The organism is Pedobacter sp. Leaf41 (assembly GCF_001422545.1).
In the GTDB taxonomy this organism is placed as follows: Bacteria; Bacteroidota; Bacteroidia; order Sphingobacteriales; family Sphingobacteriaceae; genus Pedobacter.
Window position 1 is genome coordinate 196,614 of the sequence record NZ_LMLE01000011.1, and the last position, 18,925, is coordinate 215,538.

The following is an 18,925-nucleotide window of genomic DNA, read 5'->3' on the forward strand; positions in this document are numbered from 1 at the left end:
AGGGCATTTTTTTTGGAAAAAAATTAAAAATGGCAACTTGAGTAGAAACATGTCAAGTTACTTTTCTATTCTTGAATAAAGAATAACTGCTTATAATGTGTCTAAGTGATTTAATTCATGATACTTTAACAATCAACCACCTCCTGGTTTCAATCCCTTTAACAATATGGGCTATAATGGTAAGCTAAAATAGAATATAGATCCCTTACCTACTTCACTCTCCAGCCAAATTTTACCATGATGCCGTTTAATAATTTCTGCACAAAGGTAAAGTCCGATTCCAAAACCAGATACCGTTTGTGGCTGATTGGTAACCCGATAATATCTTTCAAAAAGATTACCCTGATCTTCAGGTAAAATTCCAATCCCTTCATCGCTCACAGCAACCACAGCTGATCCATTGTTAACCTCACACGATACAGTAATATTGCTTGCCGTTGGCGAGTATTTCAAAGCATTGGAGATGAAATTATTGATCACTTGCCCGATTTTTTCCCGATCTGCGGTAACCCATATCTGTTCGGTTTTAAAAGTAAACTGATGGCTGTTAATCACCACATTAAATTCTTCTTCGATCTCTTTTAGTAAAATGGAAAGATCAAAATATTCTGCTTCAATATGGATTTTTCCTGATTCAAGTCTGGAAACATTCAAAAAGCTATTGATCATATTGACCATTTTTTTCGATTGATTGTTCGCTTTCTCCAATACATTAAGTGCAAAAGCATCGCCACTTTGATCAGCCTTACTTTGTAGCAATTGAATGTAGGCCGTAAGTGAAGTAAGTGGTGTTTTCAATTCGTGACTAACCATGCCAATGAAATCATTTTTTCGTTGCTCATCGGCCTTCACCTCTGTGATATCTGATACAATACCAACCAATTTGGTGGCTTTACCGTCGTTATCGTATCTTCCCTTTCCATGTGCATTAACCCAATGTACAGATCCATCTGGCCAACCCACTTCATACTCAGCCTGATAAACCTGTTGATGTTTAACAGCATCATTAATGAGCTGAGGGATGCGCTCCCGATAAGCTGGAAGCATGGCTTGCAGTAAATCAGAATAAGTAAATTTCTGGTTTAAAGGCCAGCCATAACAAATCTTAAACCGGTCATTGCAAACCATATCACCTGTTGCCAAATCTATCTCTGTAGAACCCAATGCACCAGCCTCGATGGCAATATTTAAACGGTTGTTAACCTCAATCACTTCCTTTTTAGCATTAACCTGCTCAGTTACTTCAGTCACTATTTGTAAAATCCCGTCAATGTTATCTTCATCTCCTTTAATGGGTTGATAAATACTATTGAAATATCTTTCTTCAGGCACCCCATTTTTAAGAATATACATTTTATTCTCAACGCCGAAATATGGTTGGTTCGTCGCCAGAACATCATTTAAAATGCTCAATAGTGGCTGATTAGCTCGTTCCGGCAATATTTCCAATAACCTTTTTCCATTAACTGACTCCGTTAACCCCCAAATTTCGAGCATCTTTTCATTGGCGCTGTCGATTATAAATTCGTTGGTTTTAAACAGGTTAATAGCTACCGGAGCCTGCTGGATGAGGGAGCGGAATTTCTGTTCACTTCTGGCAAGATTATCGAGCAGGGCGGCCATCTTCTCGGTAGAATTTACTTGCTCTGTAACATCAAGTAGAACACCGCTCAGCCTAATTGCTTCTTGCTGTTCGTTAAAAAGTACCTTACCTTTTGCCCTCACAATTCGCCCCCGCGCTTGCTCTGTAGTTTGAATGGTGTAAGTGGTGTCGTAATAGCCGCCTGAATCAAATTTTAATGCAGTTTGAATGGCATCAATAGCCCTTTGTCTGTCGGTTACATGAATAACGTCGGTAGCCTTCTTTAGTTCAATTTCGTCTTCCGGTTGCAAGCCAAACCATGTTTTTGTAAGTGCATTACCCGTAAAACGACCTGTTGAAGGATTTAAATCAAATGTTCCTAAACCAGCCGCATCAATAGCGAGTTCCAACTCATCCTGACTAACTTTAAGTTTTTCATAAATGGATGAGAGTTGATCATTAAATCGTGCCTGTTCTTCATTTGATGCGGTAAGTTCCTCATTAATAGCCACCATCTCTTCGTTTATAGCCGCCAGTTCTTCATTGAGTTCTTGTTTTTCCTGAGCCGCAGCTTCCAGGGCTTGCTTGGCCAAAACCACATCAGTAACATCAGCAGCCGTATTCATTACGCCATAAATTTCTCCCGCTTCATTACGTAGTGCCGTAAAAATATAATTGAAGTAAAAAACCTGAGGAACCCCGTTGACAATTAACACCAGACGTTGATTTCTGGCTTCGAAAAATTTCCCTGTCGTAAATACCTGGTCCAGCTGTTCAAAAACCGCCTGGTTATCTAGCTCGGGTAAAATATCGGCATAACGTTTTCCAATTACATTGCTGCCTTTTCCCCAAACCCCAATAATGGAGGCATTGGCAAAAGTGATCGTCATTTCTTTACCGGTGTAAACGCCGATAGGGAAAGGTGCATTTTCTATAATGCTTCTGGTACGAAATTCACTTTCGGCTAAATTGGCCAGGGTTTGTTCTAGTTTTGCTGAACTATCGAATAACAGTTGATTGCTTTGAATAAGCTCTTCATTTGTTGCCGCTAACTCTTCATTTGATGCCCGGATTTCTTCGTTTGAAGCCTCAAGTTCCTGGTTTAGATAGGCAATTGTAGTAATTCTCTCGGTTACTTTGCGCTCCAGTGCCTCACTCAATAACCTGAAATTTTCCTTGCTCTGCTGAAGTTCTTCATTCGTAGTACTTAGCTCTTCCATCGAAGCGGCGAGCGCCTCGTTTGTCGAAGCCAGTTCAATATTCAATTCTTGTTCGTGAACCAGGGCTTTCTCTTTTGCTTCGCTTTCAGTAGCAATATTTCTAACCCTGTTTATCTCCGTCACATCGGTGGTGGTGTGTAAGATGTATTCTGTTTCACCGACTTGATTTTTAACTGCCTGATAGCTGAAATCAAAGTAGAATAGCTGAAGCTGTCCATTTACTAAAAGTTCTGCAGGGGTATTTTTGCTTTCGTAGGTCTGGCCGCTTTTCCAAACTTCTTTCAGGATACTAATAAACGGTTGGCCAACAATTTCAGGCAATGCTTCTGCAATTGTTTTTCCAATAACAGAGCGATCTTTTCCCCATAGGGATATCATTGCATCATTAGCAAAATGAATATAAATATCTTCAGTTGAATAAATGGCCGTAGCATTAGGCATTTTCGATAGGATCTCTAATAACTTTGTATCGGTAAACCGGGTCGGCGAAGGATTCATCTAAGTTTCTATTTTTGTCGGATTAAAGGTTCTATAGCCTATTATTAACGGAATAGCTTTAATTTGGTTTGGTAAAATTTGAGTTTTCTATAGCTTTCTTATTTGCAAATAAATTGTTTTGTATATTTTTCCAGGCACTATGGCTGCAAGTATATTTTTAATGGTTGCTATAATTTTGTACGTTCTATTTTCAGCCTAATTTAAGCTCTTCTTTGATTCCCAGGTTGAAATTAGTGGTGGATGAAGTAGTTAACTTAGTAGCTTTTTAATCGCGGGTTTTGATATAAGTCAATAACCTATCTAATATGGTAGGTAGTTAAAACTTAAAATCTTAAATTTATACGGTTTTAACAGAGGTTGCTCAACAATTCTATTTCAAGACTTGGTTCGAATGATTTTTGTGGCCAGGCCTATTATAAATTAGCTTGTTTAACATCTCCCGCAATGCCACCTAAATTACTGCTCTTGCCTTTTTTATTTCTTCTAGCCTTCAACAAAGCTGGAGCTCAATCATATTCTCGTGCTGAAATTGATAGCTTACAAACCTATCAGGATAAATTGTTGAAGAGACAAGGGAAGTATTACGAAGCTGAAATTTTAAATAAGAAGTCGATTATTGAATCGAAAAGAATTACGTATGAAAAAGGAGTTGCTCAAGGCTATCTGAACTTAGGAAATATATATTGTACATTAAATCGATTTGGGGAAAGTATACAGACTTTAAAAAAGGTTGCTTTCTTTTTGAATGAGCACTTAGATGAACTCTATCTTAATAGTAGATTAGAAATAGAGTTAGGGCGAAATTACATGGGCCTAGGGTATTTTAATTTGGCGGATAAACACTTTAGATCAGCAATGTCTCTAACATATAAACTTAAAGATAAGACCCTGAAAAAAAGACTTCAACTTTTTTTGTACGGTAATATGGCAGATGTACTGAATAGACTTAATAGGCATACCGAGGCGCTTAATTATTTAGAGAAAGGCTTTCTATTGAACCGGAACGCAGAGTATGCTATTCAGATTAGCCATCATTATTTGCGTTATCAACCAACACTCGATTCTGCTACTTTTTATTTGCAATTTGCACAGCGTATGATAAATGCAGGGTCAGATAGTTCTTCGAACACAAGATTTTCTTTGTATAATGATTATACGCTCTGGCACAAATTGCGGAAAAATTTTAACGAAGCGCTTAAAAGTAATAAACACGCATTAAAAATCGCTCAGGAAACCAAAAGAATGGATTTACTAAGAGATTGTTATCATTTGCAAAGCGATATTTACGCTAGTCTTGGCGATTTAGGAAATGTTAACAAATATCTTCTCCTCTATGTGAAGCTAAATGATAGCTTACATATGGCACGAATGCCTGAAAATCAGATTGTAATTGACGATATTCAGACTGATTTAGTATTAAAAACGCAACAGGAAAAGAATTATATACTCATCTTTTATAGTATTTTTGGTTGTGTAACCTTGATTCCTGCCGTGTGGCTTATTTATTTCAGTCATAAAAAGGCGAATATTAACCTTTCGAAAGTGATGCATCTGAAAGCATTAAATACAGAAATTGTTGATCAAAATCATTTGTTTCAACAAGCCATTTCAAAACTAGAAAATAAAGATAAAATCCATAACATCACTTTGAAAGAAGTTATGCATGATTTAAGGGCTCCAATTGGGGGGATTGTAAGTTTATTACGTTTCTTAATTTCCGAGAATAAGCTTAACGGCGATGAACGGGAACTGCTTTTGCTAATGGAAAAATCAGGTTTAGACTCACTTAATTTTGTGGATAGTTTATTGTTACAGAGCAATGTTAATAAAGATAATAAGAAAGGATCGGTAGAACTTTCAAATCTAATCATGAGTTGTATCAAGATTTTGCATTATCAGGCAGAGAATAAGAATATAAGTATTAGCTTCAATCCTCACCTCGTAAATATTAACGCTAATAAAGAAGGTATTACCAGGGTAATTAATAATATATTAACTAACGCAATTAAGTTTAGTACCAAAAATACAGCTATAAAGGTGAAGGTTGAAGAGAAAGAGCATTTTGTGATAGTTTCTATTAAGGATAATGGCATCGGGATACCTGACAGCTTAAAGGAAATTCTTTATACATCATCTGGACAGAGGACAGGTACCAATGGTGAAATTTCTCATGGAATGGGCCTTAAAATATCTAAACAACTTGTAGAAGATCATGGCGGTGAGTTCTGGTTTGAAAGTATAGAATTCAAAGGAACAACATTTTTTGTTAAGCTTCCTAAAATTTAATTGATATGGATAAGAATTTTGCTTTCAGTATTGATATTAGTTTATGTTTTGCAATACTTTCAATTATAGGATTTGCCGGATTGTATGTCAGGCAGATGAGACATAAACAGAAAGTTTCAGAAAAATATTCGAAAGTTCTTCAATATAATCCAACGCGGTTATCAATGGTTTCAAAATTACCGTTATAAAGATACGCTCACTAGGCTTACTTTTTTAGAAGCTGGGATTAAAATAATTTGTATTGTGGATTCAAAAAATAAAAGGACTATTTATCACAAAAGAGATATTAATCTCCATTTGCACTAGTTACGAAGTATAGTTCATCCAAGTGTGTATCATATGTTTATCCAAACGTTACTGTAAATCCATAATCTTTAATGTTTACGACTAAATAGCCGGTAACGCTATTACAGGCGATCACCGCTTTTTTACTCATATAACAGTAGCTTTAACAAGAGGAACATCAAAATAAATTGCGAGGCAATAAGCCAGAATATCCTTTACATAGGGCAATTTTTCTATCTTTGGTATTCCATGAATATCGAAGAACAATCATCCCGGGAGGATTTTAATGGAGAGCTAATCATCCAGGCCCTTGGATGCTCACCAGAGGCAACAGCCATATATACCGATGAGGATATGATCATCCGTTTTGCAAATGAAGGAATGCTGGAGGTTTGGGGAAAGAACCCTTCAGTAATCGGAAAGGCGCTGATGGAGGCGCTTCCTGAGCTGGAAGGTCAACCTTTCCTCGGTTTGCTTCAACAGGTGTGGCGCTCTGGTCAAACTTATTCCATAAGCGATGCGCCAGTTCATGTGATCAAAAACGGAGTTTCTACGACTGATTATTATGATTATGAGTATAAAGCACTTTTAAACAAGGAGGGCAGAACCTGGTGTATCCTAAATACCGCCCGGAAGGTGAGTTCGAGACGGGAATATCTGGAGCGGATTCAAAGAAAAGAAGAAAAAGAACAATCACTGATGGAGGAGATGGCGGCTACTATGGAAGAGCTGAGTTCTACCAACGAAGACCTGAACACCTCGCTGAAGCTGCTCGGAGAAAGTCGCGAACATATCAGAACAATCATTGAACAAGCACCAGTAGGAATCGCAATGCTGCAGGGGCCGGAACATATCATAGAGATTGCCAACCCAGCCATTTTAAAAATCTGGGGACGTTCACTTTCAGAAGTTGAGGGGCTTCCGCATGTGACGGCCCGACCTGAACTTATTGGCCAGCCGGTTAACAGGTGGCTCAATGAGGTATTTACGACAGGGCAGCGACGAATAAACAATGAATTTACTGTCAGATTAAGAGACGACGACGGCTTACGTGAAGCTATTGTTAATTCAATTTATCAACCCGTATTCTCCTCCGATGGATTAGTGAGTGGCGTATTGGTGATTCTGGAAGAAATTACACAATTGGTACTTGATCGACGGGCAAGTGAGAAAGATCAACAAATGCTTTTGTTGGCCGTAGAGGCAGGAGATCTTGCCACATTTTTTTATGAGCCGAAAACAAATCTCTTCTCTGGCAATGCATTATTAAAGTCGTGGTTTGGACTTCCTGAAACTCAAAATATTGACTTGGGTATTGCATTTTCCAGTATTTTTGATGATGATAGGGCCAGGGTAGAAGAGGCCATCATGGAATCATTGAGCGCTACCTCAAATGGGAATTATTTTATTGAATACCGCATCTATAATCCTGAGGATCCAAACGGGAGACTCGTACAGGCTCGTGGTAAAGTGTTTTACGACAATCATGGAAATGTAGTGAGTTTAAACGGGACCTTGCGTGATATTACTGAGCAAAAAAAGGATGAGCAACGGAAAGATGACTTCATGGCCATGGTCAGCCATGAACTGAAAACGCCGCTTACCTCTCTTAATGCTTATCAGCAGCTCATGCAGCGTAATGCCATGCTTTCCGGAGATCAGAAGCTGGAAGGCATACTCGAAAAATCACTCCGCCAGGTTCGCAACATGACATCCATGATCAATGGCTTTCTCAATATTTCCCGACTGGATTCTGGCAAAATGCTGTTGACACAATCTTCTTTTGATCTTAAAGTGTTGTTTTATGAACTCGAAGACGAAGTTCATTCCACTATACATACCCACAGAATTGTTTTTGAAAAGAACGAAAGTGTTGACCTTTATGCCGACAGAGACAAAATTTCACAGGTTATTCATAACCTCATCGGCAATGCCGTGAAATATTCACCAATTGGTAGCGACATCAATATTTCCTACTCTAAACCTGAGAATGGAAAGGTCGCGATTGTGGTGAAGGACGATGGAATGGGGATTGATGAGCAAGACCAGCAACAGATTTTTGAACGCTATTACCGGATAAAAAGTCCAAACATGGGATCAATTGCAGGTTTTGGAATCGGCCTCTATCTCTGCAAGGAAATTATCGAGCTTCATAAAGGGCAGATAAAACTCGAAAGTAGGGAAGGAGCAGGGGCTACATTTATCGTTGAGCTTCCAGCCTAGGTTTTTGTATCAAAATAGGACTTAGCTTTTTTTAATTTAAAATGAGTTCCTTGATGTTGAGCAACAGGTGGCTGCTTTCAAATGGCTTTCCAATAATACCATCTGCCAGACATTCGATTTCGGAAATATGCTGGTAACTCAAGCCTGTTAATAACAGGATGGGGATGTGGGCAGTTGCTTCACTGTTTTTGAGCTCATAGCAAATGGTTCTGCCGTCGCCATCTCCAAGGGCGATATCCAGAATAATTAAATCAGGGTGAAACTCCTCATTAATTCTATCAATTGATTGATGGTTAGGCGATGATCTCACTTCAAAACCTTCGGTGCAAAGAAAATCTTCCAGTGCTTCAAGCAATTCAACATCATCATCAATCACCAAAATCTTATTTTTGGTCATAATACCATTCTTTAAATATGGTTGTAAATGTAAGTAAAATATTAATTTTTTATTTCAATACTAAGAAGGTGACTACGACGTGTTTTTCAACGTAGCAAATTATTTACAGTGGTAGCAGGGAAGAGTTTTTAAATTTTCAATAATTTGTATAGGTAATTTCTAACCAGCTGTTAATATAAGCGATATGGGCGACAACGACTATTACCTGCTACTAAAAAAAGGCATCTTACTGCATTGTGGGATGGAGGATATCAATGAAAATAACTGCAAAATTATTTCCATTCAGATATTTAAGCAGGATCAGAATTACATTTCTCTTACAAATATCAAACGATTTTTTGGCCTTTTGCCAATAGCTTCCCAGTTTTTGCCATTTATCCTCAATAGCCTTTCTCAGTTTATAGGTTATCATCATTGGAAAGATTTTAAAGAAAATGTAACTGTATAATTAATAAACTCAATTTTAAAACACCACTTCCCCAACGGGTTAAGGTTTAATTTAATATTATCGTTAAGTATGCATCTGGTTAATAAAATAAAAACTAAATTATTTTTACTTCTGAAATTTATATCGTAATATTGCGATATATAGTTATGGGACTTACAAAATCAGAAATATTTACTGCCGAGCAGAACCACCTTTCTACCTTGCTGAAAGCAATTGCGCATCCTGCCCGGATCGCTATCCTGCAAAGAATCATCATTTCAAATACTTGTATCTGCGGCGATTTAGTAGGCGAGCTTGGCCTGGCTCAGGCAACTATTTTTCAGCACCTGAAAGAATTGAATTAGCCAGTATCATCCAAGGCACAATAGAAGGTGTAAGTGTATGCTACTGTATTAATCCTAAAACTTGGTAACTGTTAGAAACACAGCTTGGTGGATTTTTAGCTTCTTATAAAGGCGAAACTAGCTGCTGTTAACTTTTTTACCTACATCAATCGTTAAATTGCAATAATGCTATAAAGACATATAATATGAAACTATCAGAAATAAAAACAATACTTACAACAGCTGAAAGAGTGAACTTTAAACTGGGAAACGGCAATACGGTGCCCGAACATTTCCATGTTACCGAGGTGGGGATTATTACCAAAGATTTTATCGACTGCGGTGGAACTGTACGCCATGAAAAAATAGCTAACTTCCAGTTATGGGATGCTGCCGATGAGGAACACCGCTTAAAAGCAGGAAAGTTACTTCAAATCATTTCCCTCTCAGAAAAGGTTTTAGGTATGGAAGATCTGGAAATTGAAGTAGAGTATCAGGCAGAAACTATTGGTAAGTATGATCTGGGCTTTGATGGGGAAAACTTTCTTTTGCTGGCCAAGAAAACGGCTTGTTTAGCTATGGACAAGTGTGGAGTTCCGGTTGAGAAGCAAAAAATTAAACTGGTAAATCTGGCTTCAGGTTCAACTTGTACTCCAGGTGGCGGCTGCTGCTAATTTTTAAGGCTGATAAATATAATCATGAACACAAAACTTTTTCAGGAACTTGATGGTGTAGTTAAGGCTTTTCGCTTTGACAACATCCCACCAGATCGCAAAGCAATATTACAGCCTTTGGTAGATTATATTAAGCAGAAACAAGCTACTCAAAGTAAACTACGCCTCAATTTTATTTGCACACACAATTCACGTAGAAGCCATTTTTCACAGGTATGGGCGCAAACAGCGGCAGCTTATTATGGCATTAAAAATGTCTTCTGCTATTCGGGCGGTACAGCTGCTACAGCCTTGTTTCCGGTAGTTGCAGAAACCTTAACAAGAGCCGGGTTTCAAGTTCAATGTATCGCTGAAGGAGATAATCCCGTATATGCCATAAAATATAGCGATAATGAACACCCTGTTATCGGTTTTTCAAAAACCTACGATCATAAATTTAATCCCACCGGTGCATTCGTTGCAATAATGACTTGCTCGCAGGCTGATGGCGACTGTCCATTCATTTCCGGGGCTGAAAAGCGCATACCGATCAATTTTGAAGACCCTAAAGCATTTGACTATACGCCACAACAAGCAGAAAAGTATCAGGAAAGAAGTTTGCAGATTGCAACTGAAATGTTCTATGTCTTTTCACAAATCAAATAAATATGGCTACGCATCCATGTGCCCCTGCTGCGGAACGTAAAAAGTTAGGCTTTTTAGATCGATACTTAACCTTCTGGATTTTTCTGGCAATGGCGATTGGCGTATCTATCGGCTACTTTATCCCATCTTCATCAGGGTTTATCAATTCTTTTTCAAATGGTACTACCAATATTCCCCTGGCGATAGGACTCATACTCATGATGTATCCTCCGCTTGCGAAGGTGAGATATGAAAAGATGGGTGAAGTATTTAAAGACACCAAAGTGCTTAGTGTTTCATTGATACTTAATTGGGTAATTGGCCCACTATTGATGTTTTTTCTCGCAATTGCCTTTTTAAGGGATTATCCAGAATATATGGTCGGCTTAATCCTGATTGGGCTTGCCCGCTGTATTGCAATGGTTGTAGTATGGAATGAGCTTGCAGAAGGAAACCGCGAATATGCGGCGGGCCTCATAGCGTTCAACAGTATCTTTCAAGTATTGTTATACGGTGTTTTTGCCTATTTTTTTATTACCTTATTACCACCATACTTCGGCCTAAAAAGCCTGAAAGTAAATGTTACCATTGGCGAAATAGCTAAAAGTGTGGGCATATATCTGGGATTGCCATTTGCATTAGGCATCATCAGCAGGTATGTTGCAATCAAATTGAAAGGCGAAGATTGGTTCAGGAACAAGTTTGTGCCAGTGATATCGCCAATTACTTTAGTAGCCTTGCTTTTTACCATTATCATCATGTTTAGCCTAAAGGGCAAAATGATCATTCAAATTCCAATAGATGTGGTTCGTATTGCGATACCACTTGCCATCTACTTTTCCATCATGTTTGTGATCAGTTTTTTTGCAGGCAAGTATTTTGGGGCAGATTATTCACGGAGCACCGCTATAGCCTTTACAGCGACGGGAAACAACTTTGAACTTGCCATTGCAGTTTCCATTGGGGTATTTGGCATCAACTCGGGGCAGGCATTTGCTGGCGTTATTGGTCCCTTGGTAGAGGTTCCAGCTTTAATTGCACTTGTTAATCTTGCCCTTTGGTTCCGCAAGAAATATTATGAAAGCTAATTCTTTTAGCAGGGCTTGAAGGGCATAACTAGTAAAAATTTTTAACCCCATCAACGCAACTGTGGCGCCGATGATACGGAAATGGCTTGGCCAGGTCCATCGTAATCGATAATTGCAATTGCACAAGCCTCATCGCCATTTATATTAGATAAAGGATTGGGCTAGCGATGTGCCAATACCTATCCAATCTGCCGATCATCATATTTCGATTCCTCAATACGCTTGTCTGTTTAATGTTAAAACATTGAACAGAAAATGGAGCTGTTGTTAAATGTTGTATTTTATGGATATATTTGATATGTGAAACTACATCAAAAAAATATTTGCCACATGAGCACTTTCTCGCCCGAGAAAGCTTTGCTTGGTAAGTATGGTGTTTTTTCGCTTTACACTTACCTATTTTACAACGAGATTTATTGTCTATCTTCTTTTAAAGATTTTGATAATCTCACCCCATGCCTTCGATAACTTTTCGGCCTGGGGTTTAGTACTTCTCTTCCTAACACCATCATTTGGAATTTTAACCGATAGCCTTTTCTACCCAAAAGCGCTATCGTGAATTAATTTAATCCTGATTGGCTCAATGTTAAAATTCGCTTTTCAACCTTGTGTTAAAGGAAGAACACAACCTCTTTCGAACAGATTTCTTTACCTAATATAAATACATTAACGATTATAGATATGAATTTAAATGAAAACAACCCCGTGGTGATCACCCAGCAAGACTTTGATCTATTAAAGCCCTATTTCACTAAACAAAAGCAAAACTCCGCTGAGATGTCTCTGTCATCAGAATTGAGCAGGGCGGTTATCCTGAAAAATGATGCTTTTCCACCACATGCCGTGAGGCTTAACTCAAAGGTTTGGATCCAGGAGAAAAGTACCGGAACGATAATGGAGCTTACAATAGTGTTGCCTCAAAATGCGGATATCAAAGCGAAAAAGATTTCGGTATTAACTCCGATTGCTGCAGCGCTTATCGGGTTTAGGAAGGGGGAAACAGTTAAATGGAAAGTCCCTGCAGGAATGAAAGTGTTTAACATCATCGATGTTATTCCGCCTTTGTAAATCAGATCGACCAATTCGAAACGCTTTTGCTATTATATTTGTATGTATTTGCTTTTGATTAACCAATTTTAAACGCTTTATGCCTGCTGCAAGCGCAATATCTTCCTCAAATTTGAATGCGCTATCTAAGCTCATTTAAAATGCAGGTTTTCAGTGTCTTGCAGTAAAGGATCATTTCAAGGAGTACTGCAAGCAAATGAAAAAGCTGTTAAAAAAAAAATGGTGTAGAATCAAAATAGAAACGTAAGCTAAAAGAAATCATTTATACATCTTATAGCCATCTTTCCAACCATTACAGACACGAATATCTATATAAATCAGCCTTGCTGAACAGTTACGTACTGAATAATTATTCTTTGGCCGACACTACCTATCGAATGAATTCAAAATTGGCGGTTCAAAAGCTGATACTGTTTTAGTGAATGGTACCAATAAAGTTTTGAAATTAAAACTGAACTTGCTAGCCCAGCAAGGCTTGCTACGCAATTAGCAGATTATTATAAGGTATTTCATCAAGTATACCTTGTTGTTCATCATACCTAAGTGAATTCTGCCCAAAAACTTCTTTTTAGTCTTGGCCTGCACAGCAAGGTGGAGGGTATCTATCTGAATAATATTTTTAAACTGGCGGGTCGAGAATAGCCGCTCTTTCGGCAGGCTGGAGGTAATGATCTCTTGCAGTTCAGACGAAAAAGTAATTAAGCTGTCTGCCAGCTTTTTCAGGCGAATGAACTGGCTGGTTCGGAGTTTCTTTTGTTTAATCAGGTAGCCGAATTTTTCTGGATTGTTGGGTTTCTCATTCCGGTTGAGCATTTCGATTGTATCGAGCATTAAACTGATTGTTTTGAGATCCGAATTAAACTGTTCGTAATATTTTCGGTCACCATTGATAATGTATATCCTGCAATTATTTTCGGCATCGTATAATTTTAAAATGCTCTGGTTCAACCTTCCAAAATCTCGGTTTATAGTCGGGATATTTTTGATGGATTTGAGTAGGGTTAAATTGGATAAATTTAAAGTTAACCCCAGTGTGTCAACGAAAGCCAGCAGGATGCAAATGACCAGTACAAAATACTTGGAGGCATTGCTTTTCGAAAATTTAATTTGACCGGGCATTTAAGCATTTTTTATAGCCATGACGCAATCAATTGCTTGCCGCCTATAATGTAGTGAAAATAGGGTATTCCTGTAAGGTGTGTTTAGTGAGTATTATTATATTTTTTGATAGTATAAGTATTACGTCTGTTTACAGGAATGATATAATAATTCTAGGTGTGGGGAAATTTCACCTCGTAATTTTCTTTTTGTGGGTAAAAAACTCCCCGGGTGAATTTGGATTTAAAATCGATATATGCTCTCATTTGCCATAAATACATGTTTTTCTTTTTGGTGGCTTATTTGATTGTATGTGCATGGATTTCTGGTATTTAAATCTAATTGTCCTAGTGTGAAAAGGGGCAATTGCAAAAAGCCAGCAAATAGTATATATCTAATTTTAATCAAATGAATAAACATTTACTCCTCAGTCTAACAGTTTTACTTTTAGGTGGCAGCACGGCTTTTGCGCAGCAGAAGATAAAAGACGGTACCATTAATACTAGTAATCTGCCTAACAAAGATGCAATTCTTGAGTTGGAAACCAACAACAAAGGCCTTTTGCACACTCGCGTCAGTTTAATCCGAACCACAAATGCGGCTCCGCTCAGTGCACACGTGGCGGGTATGATGGTATATAACCTGGCTACAGCAAATGATGTGGTACCTGGTATTTACTATAATGATGGTACAAAATGGGTTTTTGTAAGAAGTAGTAATTCCATTCTGGTCGAAAATCAGCCTGGCAAAACAGGCACACCAGGAATCCCTGGAACAACAGGAGGGCCTGGAGCGGGCGTTACCATCGTAACCAATGATAGCGGAAGTTGGGTTTATAATCCAACAACCAATACTTGGACGAATATCAATGGTCCAAAAGGTGAAAAAGGAGATATTGGTGCTACCGGCTTAACAGGAGCAACTGGTTTGCAAGGTTTAAAGGGTGAAAAAGGAGATATTGGTGCTACCGGCTTAACAGGAGCAACTGGTTCGCAAGGTTTAAAGGGTGAAAAAGGAGATATTGGTGCTACCGGCTTAACAGGAGCAACTGGTTTGCAAGGTTTAAAGGGTGATAAAGGAGATATTGGTGCTACCGGCTTAACAGGAGCAACTGGTTTGCAAGGTTTAAAAGGTGATAAAGGAGATATTGGAGCTACCGGCTTAACAGGAGCAACTGGTTTGCAAGGTTTAAAAGGTGATAAAGGAGATATTGGAGCTACTGGTGTGCAAGGTTTGAAAGGTGATGTAGGTGCTACCGGTGCAACGGGTTCACAAGGGCCAATCGGATTAACAGGAGCAGTTGGTGCTACCGGTGCAACGGGTTCACAAGGCCCAATCGGGTTGACAGGAGCAGTTGGTGCAACAGGTGCTCAAGGGGATAAAGGTGACAAGGGCGATAAAGGAGATGCGGGTGCTACAGGAGCAACGGGTTCACAAGGGCCAATCGGCTTAACAGGAGCAGTTGGTGCAACAGGTGCTCAAGGGGATAAAGGTGACAAGGGCGATAAAGGAGATGCAGGTGCTACCGGTGCAACGGGTTCACAAGGCCCAATCGGGTTGACAGGTGCAACGGGTACTCAAGGAGATAAAGGTGACAAAGGAGATAAAGGAGATGCAGGTGCTACCGGTGCAACGGGTTCACAAGGCCCAATCGGGTTGACAGGAGCAGTTGGTGCAACGGGTGCTCAAGGAGATAAAGGCGACAAGGGCGATAAAGGAGATGCGGGTGCTACCGGCGCAACGGGTTCACAAGGCCCAATCGGGTTGACAGGAGCAGTTGGTGCAACGGGTGCTCAAGGCGATAAAGGTGACAAGGGAGATAAAGGAGATGCAGGTGCTACCGGTGTTCAAGGTCCTGCGGGTCCGGCAACACCACAAACGATTAGCCACACTTTAAATTCTAATGGTAACGTATTAACAAGTGATGTAAATGGTATAGCGCCAACAGCAAACATCATTAATACAAATGCATTGGCTTTAGATGCAACGAATAAATTAACATCTACTGTTAATGGTATTTCATCCAACAGTGTTGATTTGAGTGCATTGGCTACTACTGCAAATAACGGTTTAACCAAAACTGGTATCAATACACAATTGGGTGGAGCTTTAATAGCGCCAACAACAATTACTGCCGATGTAACCAATACATTAGCGGTAGCTGGTTTACAAGTTGGTGCAACTACCGATAAGTTAGTTGTGGCCGACCCAACAACTGGTGTTTTAAAATCAGTCGATCAATCCAGCTTAATTGCAGAACCTTTTAATGTTCAAAGTACTACAAATAAGGCAACCTTAAATAACCAAAACATTTATCAGAATGGGAACCTTGGTTTAGGAGATTTCTCAACATCTAATCCAATTGCAAGATTAGATGTTCGTGGAGCTGTGAGAGGTGGGACCCTACATGCAGATGAACTAAATGGCATTTCGCTGATCGGTGTAAACTCTATGGCTTTCGGTGTAGAAAATAAAGCAGCTGGTTTGAACTCTACTGCAGTTGGATGGAGAAATAATGCAAGTGGTTTGAGATCTCAAGCCATTGGAGCATTTAATGTTGCAAGCAGTGAAGGTGCTATGGCATTAGGGTATCAAAATGAAGTTACCGGTCAGCAAGCCATTGCACTCGGTCAAAACTCAAAAGCTAGTGGTTATTACTCTACTGCATTGGGACAGGGTGCCCAATCTAGCAATATATACAGTACGGCGATAGGTTTAAATGCAGTAGCCAGCGGTCTTTATGCGGTAGCTTTGAGTACGCATACTGCAACTGCTAGTGGTGATCAATCTGTAGCCATTGGTGCTTATACAACTGCTGCAGGAAATGCCTCAACTGCTATGGGAAGACAAACATTGGCCGCCTCATTTGTGGGAACTGCCATCGGAGAAAGAAACGCTATTCGTACAGGATCACTTAATTCTCAACCTGTTGAAACAGACGCTTTGTTTCAAGTGGGTAATGGGAGTTCAGTAACACCAAATACTTCTTTTAATAATGCTATGACTGTACTTAGAAATGGTCGTACGGCAATAGGAGTTAATGGTGTGGAAGATAATGCAAAACCGACCGAGTTATTAGATTTAGGTGGCAATGCAACAGCAGGAGAAGGAGGTTTAAAAATAAGAAACATCAATTCCCCGGCATATGCGGGCGATTTAACAACAGATAAAATTGTAGTTGCTGATAATACTGGTATACTAAAAACAGTTCCTTCATCTAATTTAGGTATTGAACCCTGGAATAAAAGATTAAGTACTGATAAAGCATCATTAAATACAGATAACATTTATCAAAAAGGAAATGTAGCCATTGGTACTCAAAATGGATTAGGTGTCTTTAATATAGATGCAGCGAAAGATAATTCTGCTACAGGTACACCAACTGCTACCAGTTTGTTAGATGACATTGTGGTTAGCCCTGGTGGAAGAATAGGATTTGGCTATACGCCAAGTGATGCAACTATATTAGGCAGGAACTTTGATGATAAACTGACTTTACAAGCGAATGATGATTTAGATGTGAATTATAGTCTGGCTACTTCAAATAATGCACAGGCAATTGTACATCGCAACTTTATTTCCTCTGGTACAATAGCCGCTAGAACAGAACGTCCTAACGGGACATCAATTGCAGCATTTGAAGGATACACCACAACAAGTAATTCTACATTAGCCCTTACCAATTTGGCTAAACAACGTGCAGGTGTGGTTTTGAGAACCGGAAAATATACCACTAATGGCGGAGAGATATGGTTAGGTACTTCGGGCGCTAACGCAGATGGAACAGCCTCAACAGGTGCGGGTAACGCATACAGAGCCATAATGGATGAAAAGGGTAATTGGTCGTTTGGATCTGATCCCAACTTTGATCCTTTTTATAGAAATCCAACCCAACGTTTAGATTTAATTTTAGGTGGTGTACGTATTGGAGCATTAGGTTATGGTACATTGGCTTCATGGAGAACACTCGAAGCAGCCGAAAGACCAAACTATATTAGCACTGATGCAAATGATAGGGTAGTTGTCGCTGATGCAAATGGCGTATTAAAAGTGAAAACAGCAGCGTCGGCTGGTTTCGATCTAACAAATGATGCTTGGGTAAACAATCTTGCCAATACAAGGATTGAATTGGGGACAAAATCTGATGGAACAACTGCAAGAGCTATAGGAACAGAGTTTGTGGCTTTAGACAACGGAAATGTTGGAATCGGAACAGCTAATCCAAACTCTAATTTTCAAGTTGCAGGTTCTGTAAGCCACAATATAAGAGTATTAACTGCAGATGGTACGCTTACTGACAGCGATTATACGGTGATTAGCAGAGCAGCAGGAGCCATTAATCTAACCCTGCCAGATCCTTCAACCTGCAAAGGTCGCGTGTATTACATTATCAATAATGGTGGTGGTGCAGTAACTACCTCCCGTTCTTTCGAAGCAGCTACTAATACAAGCCAAACAACTATACCGGTAGCCAGTATAGGTGTAGCATCTCCAAATCCAAATTTCGGAAATAAATATATGTTGCAAAGCGACGGTACTGTGTGGGTACTAATACAGTTAGGATAGTGAAATACTACCTTTAATTGATTACCTAATATAACTGACTGTTAAAATGATGATAAGAAAATTAACTTTGCTTTGTTTGCTAAGCTGTTTATCCATAAGTGGATTTGCGCAAAGCCCAACTTACATCAATACATACATTACCATTTTAGCAGCAGATGATACCGTTTGGTATGGGGATGTAACCTTTGGTTCAGATATCGTAGTTTACCTAGAGGATGGTACAACGACCATCTTCTATGGTAAAAAGATGGTCATCCTACCTGATGGCAAGCTCATCGCCACTACTGGCTACCGGCAGATAGGTATGGGCAGGGTCATTTAAAGGGCCGATAACACTAATATAAAGGTTGTCATTTACTGCAGGGCCTAAAAGGAGGTTTTATCTGGGAATAATCCAACACTTTTGACATAGAAATTACCAATGCCAAGGGCGTATCGTTACTGGGAAATACCCACCTGGCAAAACGTGGTTAAGTTTACAAAAGGGCGCATCTACCTTAATAATTTCAATTGAGTGTTATGCCGTTTGCAAGCCTAACCGATTA

At 39.2% G+C, this 18,925-nt stretch carries 12 protein-coding genes and 1 pseudogene; 9 read left to right on the forward strand and 4 right to left on the reverse strand.

The genetic code is table 11. The features are described 5' to 3' along the window. Positions 1-171 precede the first annotated feature (171 nt). The gene (locus ASE92_RS18525; RefSeq protein WP_056851613.1) at positions 172-3,300 is read right to left on the reverse strand and encodes a PAS domain-containing protein; all 3,129 of its coding nucleotides are present in this window, start codon (positions 3,298-3,300) and stop codon (positions 172-174) included. 444 nt (positions 3,301-3,744) lie between these two features. On the opposite strand from ASE92_RS18525, the gene ASE92_RS18530 reads away from it, so the two are divergent. Together ASE92_RS18530 and ASE92_RS18535 are read left to right on the forward strand one after the other, a co-directional pair. Beyond that, a complete protein-coding gene (locus ASE92_RS18530) occupies positions 3,745-5,586 on the forward strand; it encodes a HAMP domain-containing sensor histidine kinase (RefSeq protein WP_056851614.1) in 1,842 nt (613 codons plus the stop codon). Positions 5,587-6,120: 534 nt separating this feature from the next. Continuing rightward, entirely contained in the window at positions 6,121-8,094 is a 1,974-nt protein-coding gene (locus ASE92_RS18535) for an ATP-binding protein (RefSeq protein WP_056851615.1), read from the forward strand. A gap of 31 nt (positions 8,095-8,125) precedes the next feature. On the opposite strand, the gene ASE92_RS18540 is transcribed toward ASE92_RS18535, so the two are convergent. Continuing rightward, a complete protein-coding gene (locus ASE92_RS18540) occupies positions 8,126-8,491 on the reverse strand; it encodes a PleD family two-component system response regulator (RefSeq protein ID WP_056851616.1) in 366 nt (121 codons plus the stop codon). Between the two features lie 226 nt (positions 8,492-8,717). Beyond that, entirely contained in the window at positions 8,718-8,906 is a 189-nt protein-coding gene (locus ASE92_RS18545) for a hypothetical protein (protein WP_157255791.1), read from the reverse strand. Positions 8,907-9,085: 179 nt separating this feature from the next. On the opposite strand from ASE92_RS18545, the pseudogene ASE92_RS18550 reads away from it, so the two are divergent. The 5 genes and pseudogenes from ASE92_RS18550 to ASE92_RS18570 all read left to right on the forward strand — a co-directional run bounded on the left by ASE92_RS18550 (position 9,086) and on the right by ASE92_RS18570 (position 12,716). Then, positions 9,086-9,414, forward strand: a pseudogene (locus ASE92_RS18550) (ArsR/SmtB family transcription factor). 54 nt (positions 9,415-9,468) lie between these two features. Continuing rightward, on the forward strand, positions 9,469-9,936 hold the full coding sequence (locus ASE92_RS18555; protein ID WP_056851618.1) for a DUF6428 family protein: 468 nt from the start codon (positions 9,469-9,471) through the stop codon (positions 9,934-9,936). A gap of 24 nt (positions 9,937-9,960) precedes the next feature. Beyond that, positions 9,961-10,581 carry a low molecular weight phosphatase family protein gene (locus tag ASE92_RS18560; RefSeq protein ID WP_056851619.1) on the forward strand — a complete coding sequence of 207 codons (621 nt, stop codon included), beginning with the start codon at positions 9,961-9,963 and terminating at the stop codon, positions 10,579-10,581. Between the two features lie 2 nt (positions 10,582-10,583). After that, on the forward strand, positions 10,584-11,648 hold the full coding sequence (gene arsB, locus ASE92_RS18565) for an ACR3 family arsenite efflux transporter (RefSeq protein ID WP_056851620.1): 1,065 nt from the start codon (positions 10,584-10,586) through the stop codon (positions 11,646-11,648). Between the two features lie 681 nt (positions 11,649-12,329). Continuing rightward, positions 12,330-12,716 (forward strand): GreA/GreB family elongation factor, encoded by a 387-nt coding sequence (locus tag ASE92_RS18570; RefSeq protein ID WP_056851621.1) that lies wholly within the window; start codon positions 12,330-12,332, stop codon positions 12,714-12,716. Positions 12,717-13,202: 486 nt separating this feature from the next. Here ASE92_RS18570 and ASE92_RS18575 read toward each other — a convergent pair whose 3' ends face one another. Further along, the gene (locus ASE92_RS18575; protein ID WP_056851622.1) at positions 13,203-13,835 is read right to left on the reverse strand and encodes a hypothetical protein; all 633 of its coding nucleotides are present in this window, start codon (positions 13,833-13,835) and stop codon (positions 13,203-13,205) included. 387 nt (positions 13,836-14,222) lie between these two features. Between ASE92_RS18575 and ASE92_RS18580 the strand changes: the two genes are divergently transcribed. Next, positions 14,223-18,380, forward strand: a complete 4,158-nt coding sequence (locus ASE92_RS18580) for a hypothetical protein (RefSeq protein WP_056851623.1) — start codon at positions 14,223-14,225, stop codon at positions 18,378-18,380. A gap of 46 nt (positions 18,381-18,426) precedes the next feature. Beyond that, a complete protein-coding gene (locus ASE92_RS18585; RefSeq protein WP_056851624.1) occupies positions 18,427-18,702 on the forward strand; it encodes a hypothetical protein in 276 nt (91 codons plus the stop codon). Positions 18,703-18,925 lie beyond the last annotated feature (223 nt).

What these genes read in the sequence shown, in the direction of transcription:
- ASE92_RS18530 (WP_056851614.1), top strand. Translation starts at nt 3,745, where the DNA reads ATGCCACCTAAATTACTGCTCTTGCCTTTTTTATTTCTTCTAGCCTTC.
- ASE92_RS18540 (WP_056851616.1), bottom strand. Translation starts at nt 8,491, where the DNA reads ATGACCAAAAATAAGATTTTGGTGATTGATGATGATGTTGAATTGCTT.
- ASE92_RS18555 (WP_056851618.1), top strand. Translation starts at nt 9,469, where the DNA reads ATGAAACTATCAGAAATAAAAACAATACTTACAACAGCTGAAAGAGTG.
- arsB (WP_056851620.1), top strand. Translation starts at nt 10,584, where the DNA reads ATGGCTACGCATCCATGTGCCCCTGCTGCGGAACGTAAAAAGTTAGGC.
- ASE92_RS18545 (WP_157255791.1), bottom strand. Translation starts at nt 8,906, where the DNA reads ATGATGATAACCTATAAACTGAGAAAGGCTATTGAGGATAAATGGCAA.
- ASE92_RS18570 (WP_056851621.1), top strand. Translation starts at nt 12,330, where the DNA reads ATGAATTTAAATGAAAACAACCCCGTGGTGATCACCCAGCAAGACTTT.
- ASE92_RS18525 (WP_056851613.1), bottom strand. Translation starts at nt 3,300, where the DNA reads ATGAATCCTTCGCCGACCCGGTTTACCGATACAAAGTTATTAGAGATC.
- ASE92_RS18585 (WP_056851624.1), top strand. Translation starts at nt 18,427, where the DNA reads ATGATGATAAGAAAATTAACTTTGCTTTGTTTGCTAAGCTGTTTATCC.
- ASE92_RS18575 (WP_056851622.1), bottom strand. Translation starts at nt 13,835, where the DNA reads ATGCCCGGTCAAATTAAATTTTCGAAAAGCAATGCCTCCAAGTATTTT.
- ASE92_RS18560 (WP_056851619.1), top strand. Translation starts at nt 9,961, where the DNA reads ATGAACACAAAACTTTTTCAGGAACTTGATGGTGTAGTTAAGGCTTTT.
- ASE92_RS18580 (WP_056851623.1), top strand. Translation starts at nt 14,223, where the DNA reads ATGAATAAACATTTACTCCTCAGTCTAACAGTTTTACTTTTAGGTGGC.
- ASE92_RS18535 (WP_056851615.1), top strand. Translation starts at nt 6,121, where the DNA reads ATGAATATCGAAGAACAATCATCCCGGGAGGATTTTAATGGAGAGCTA.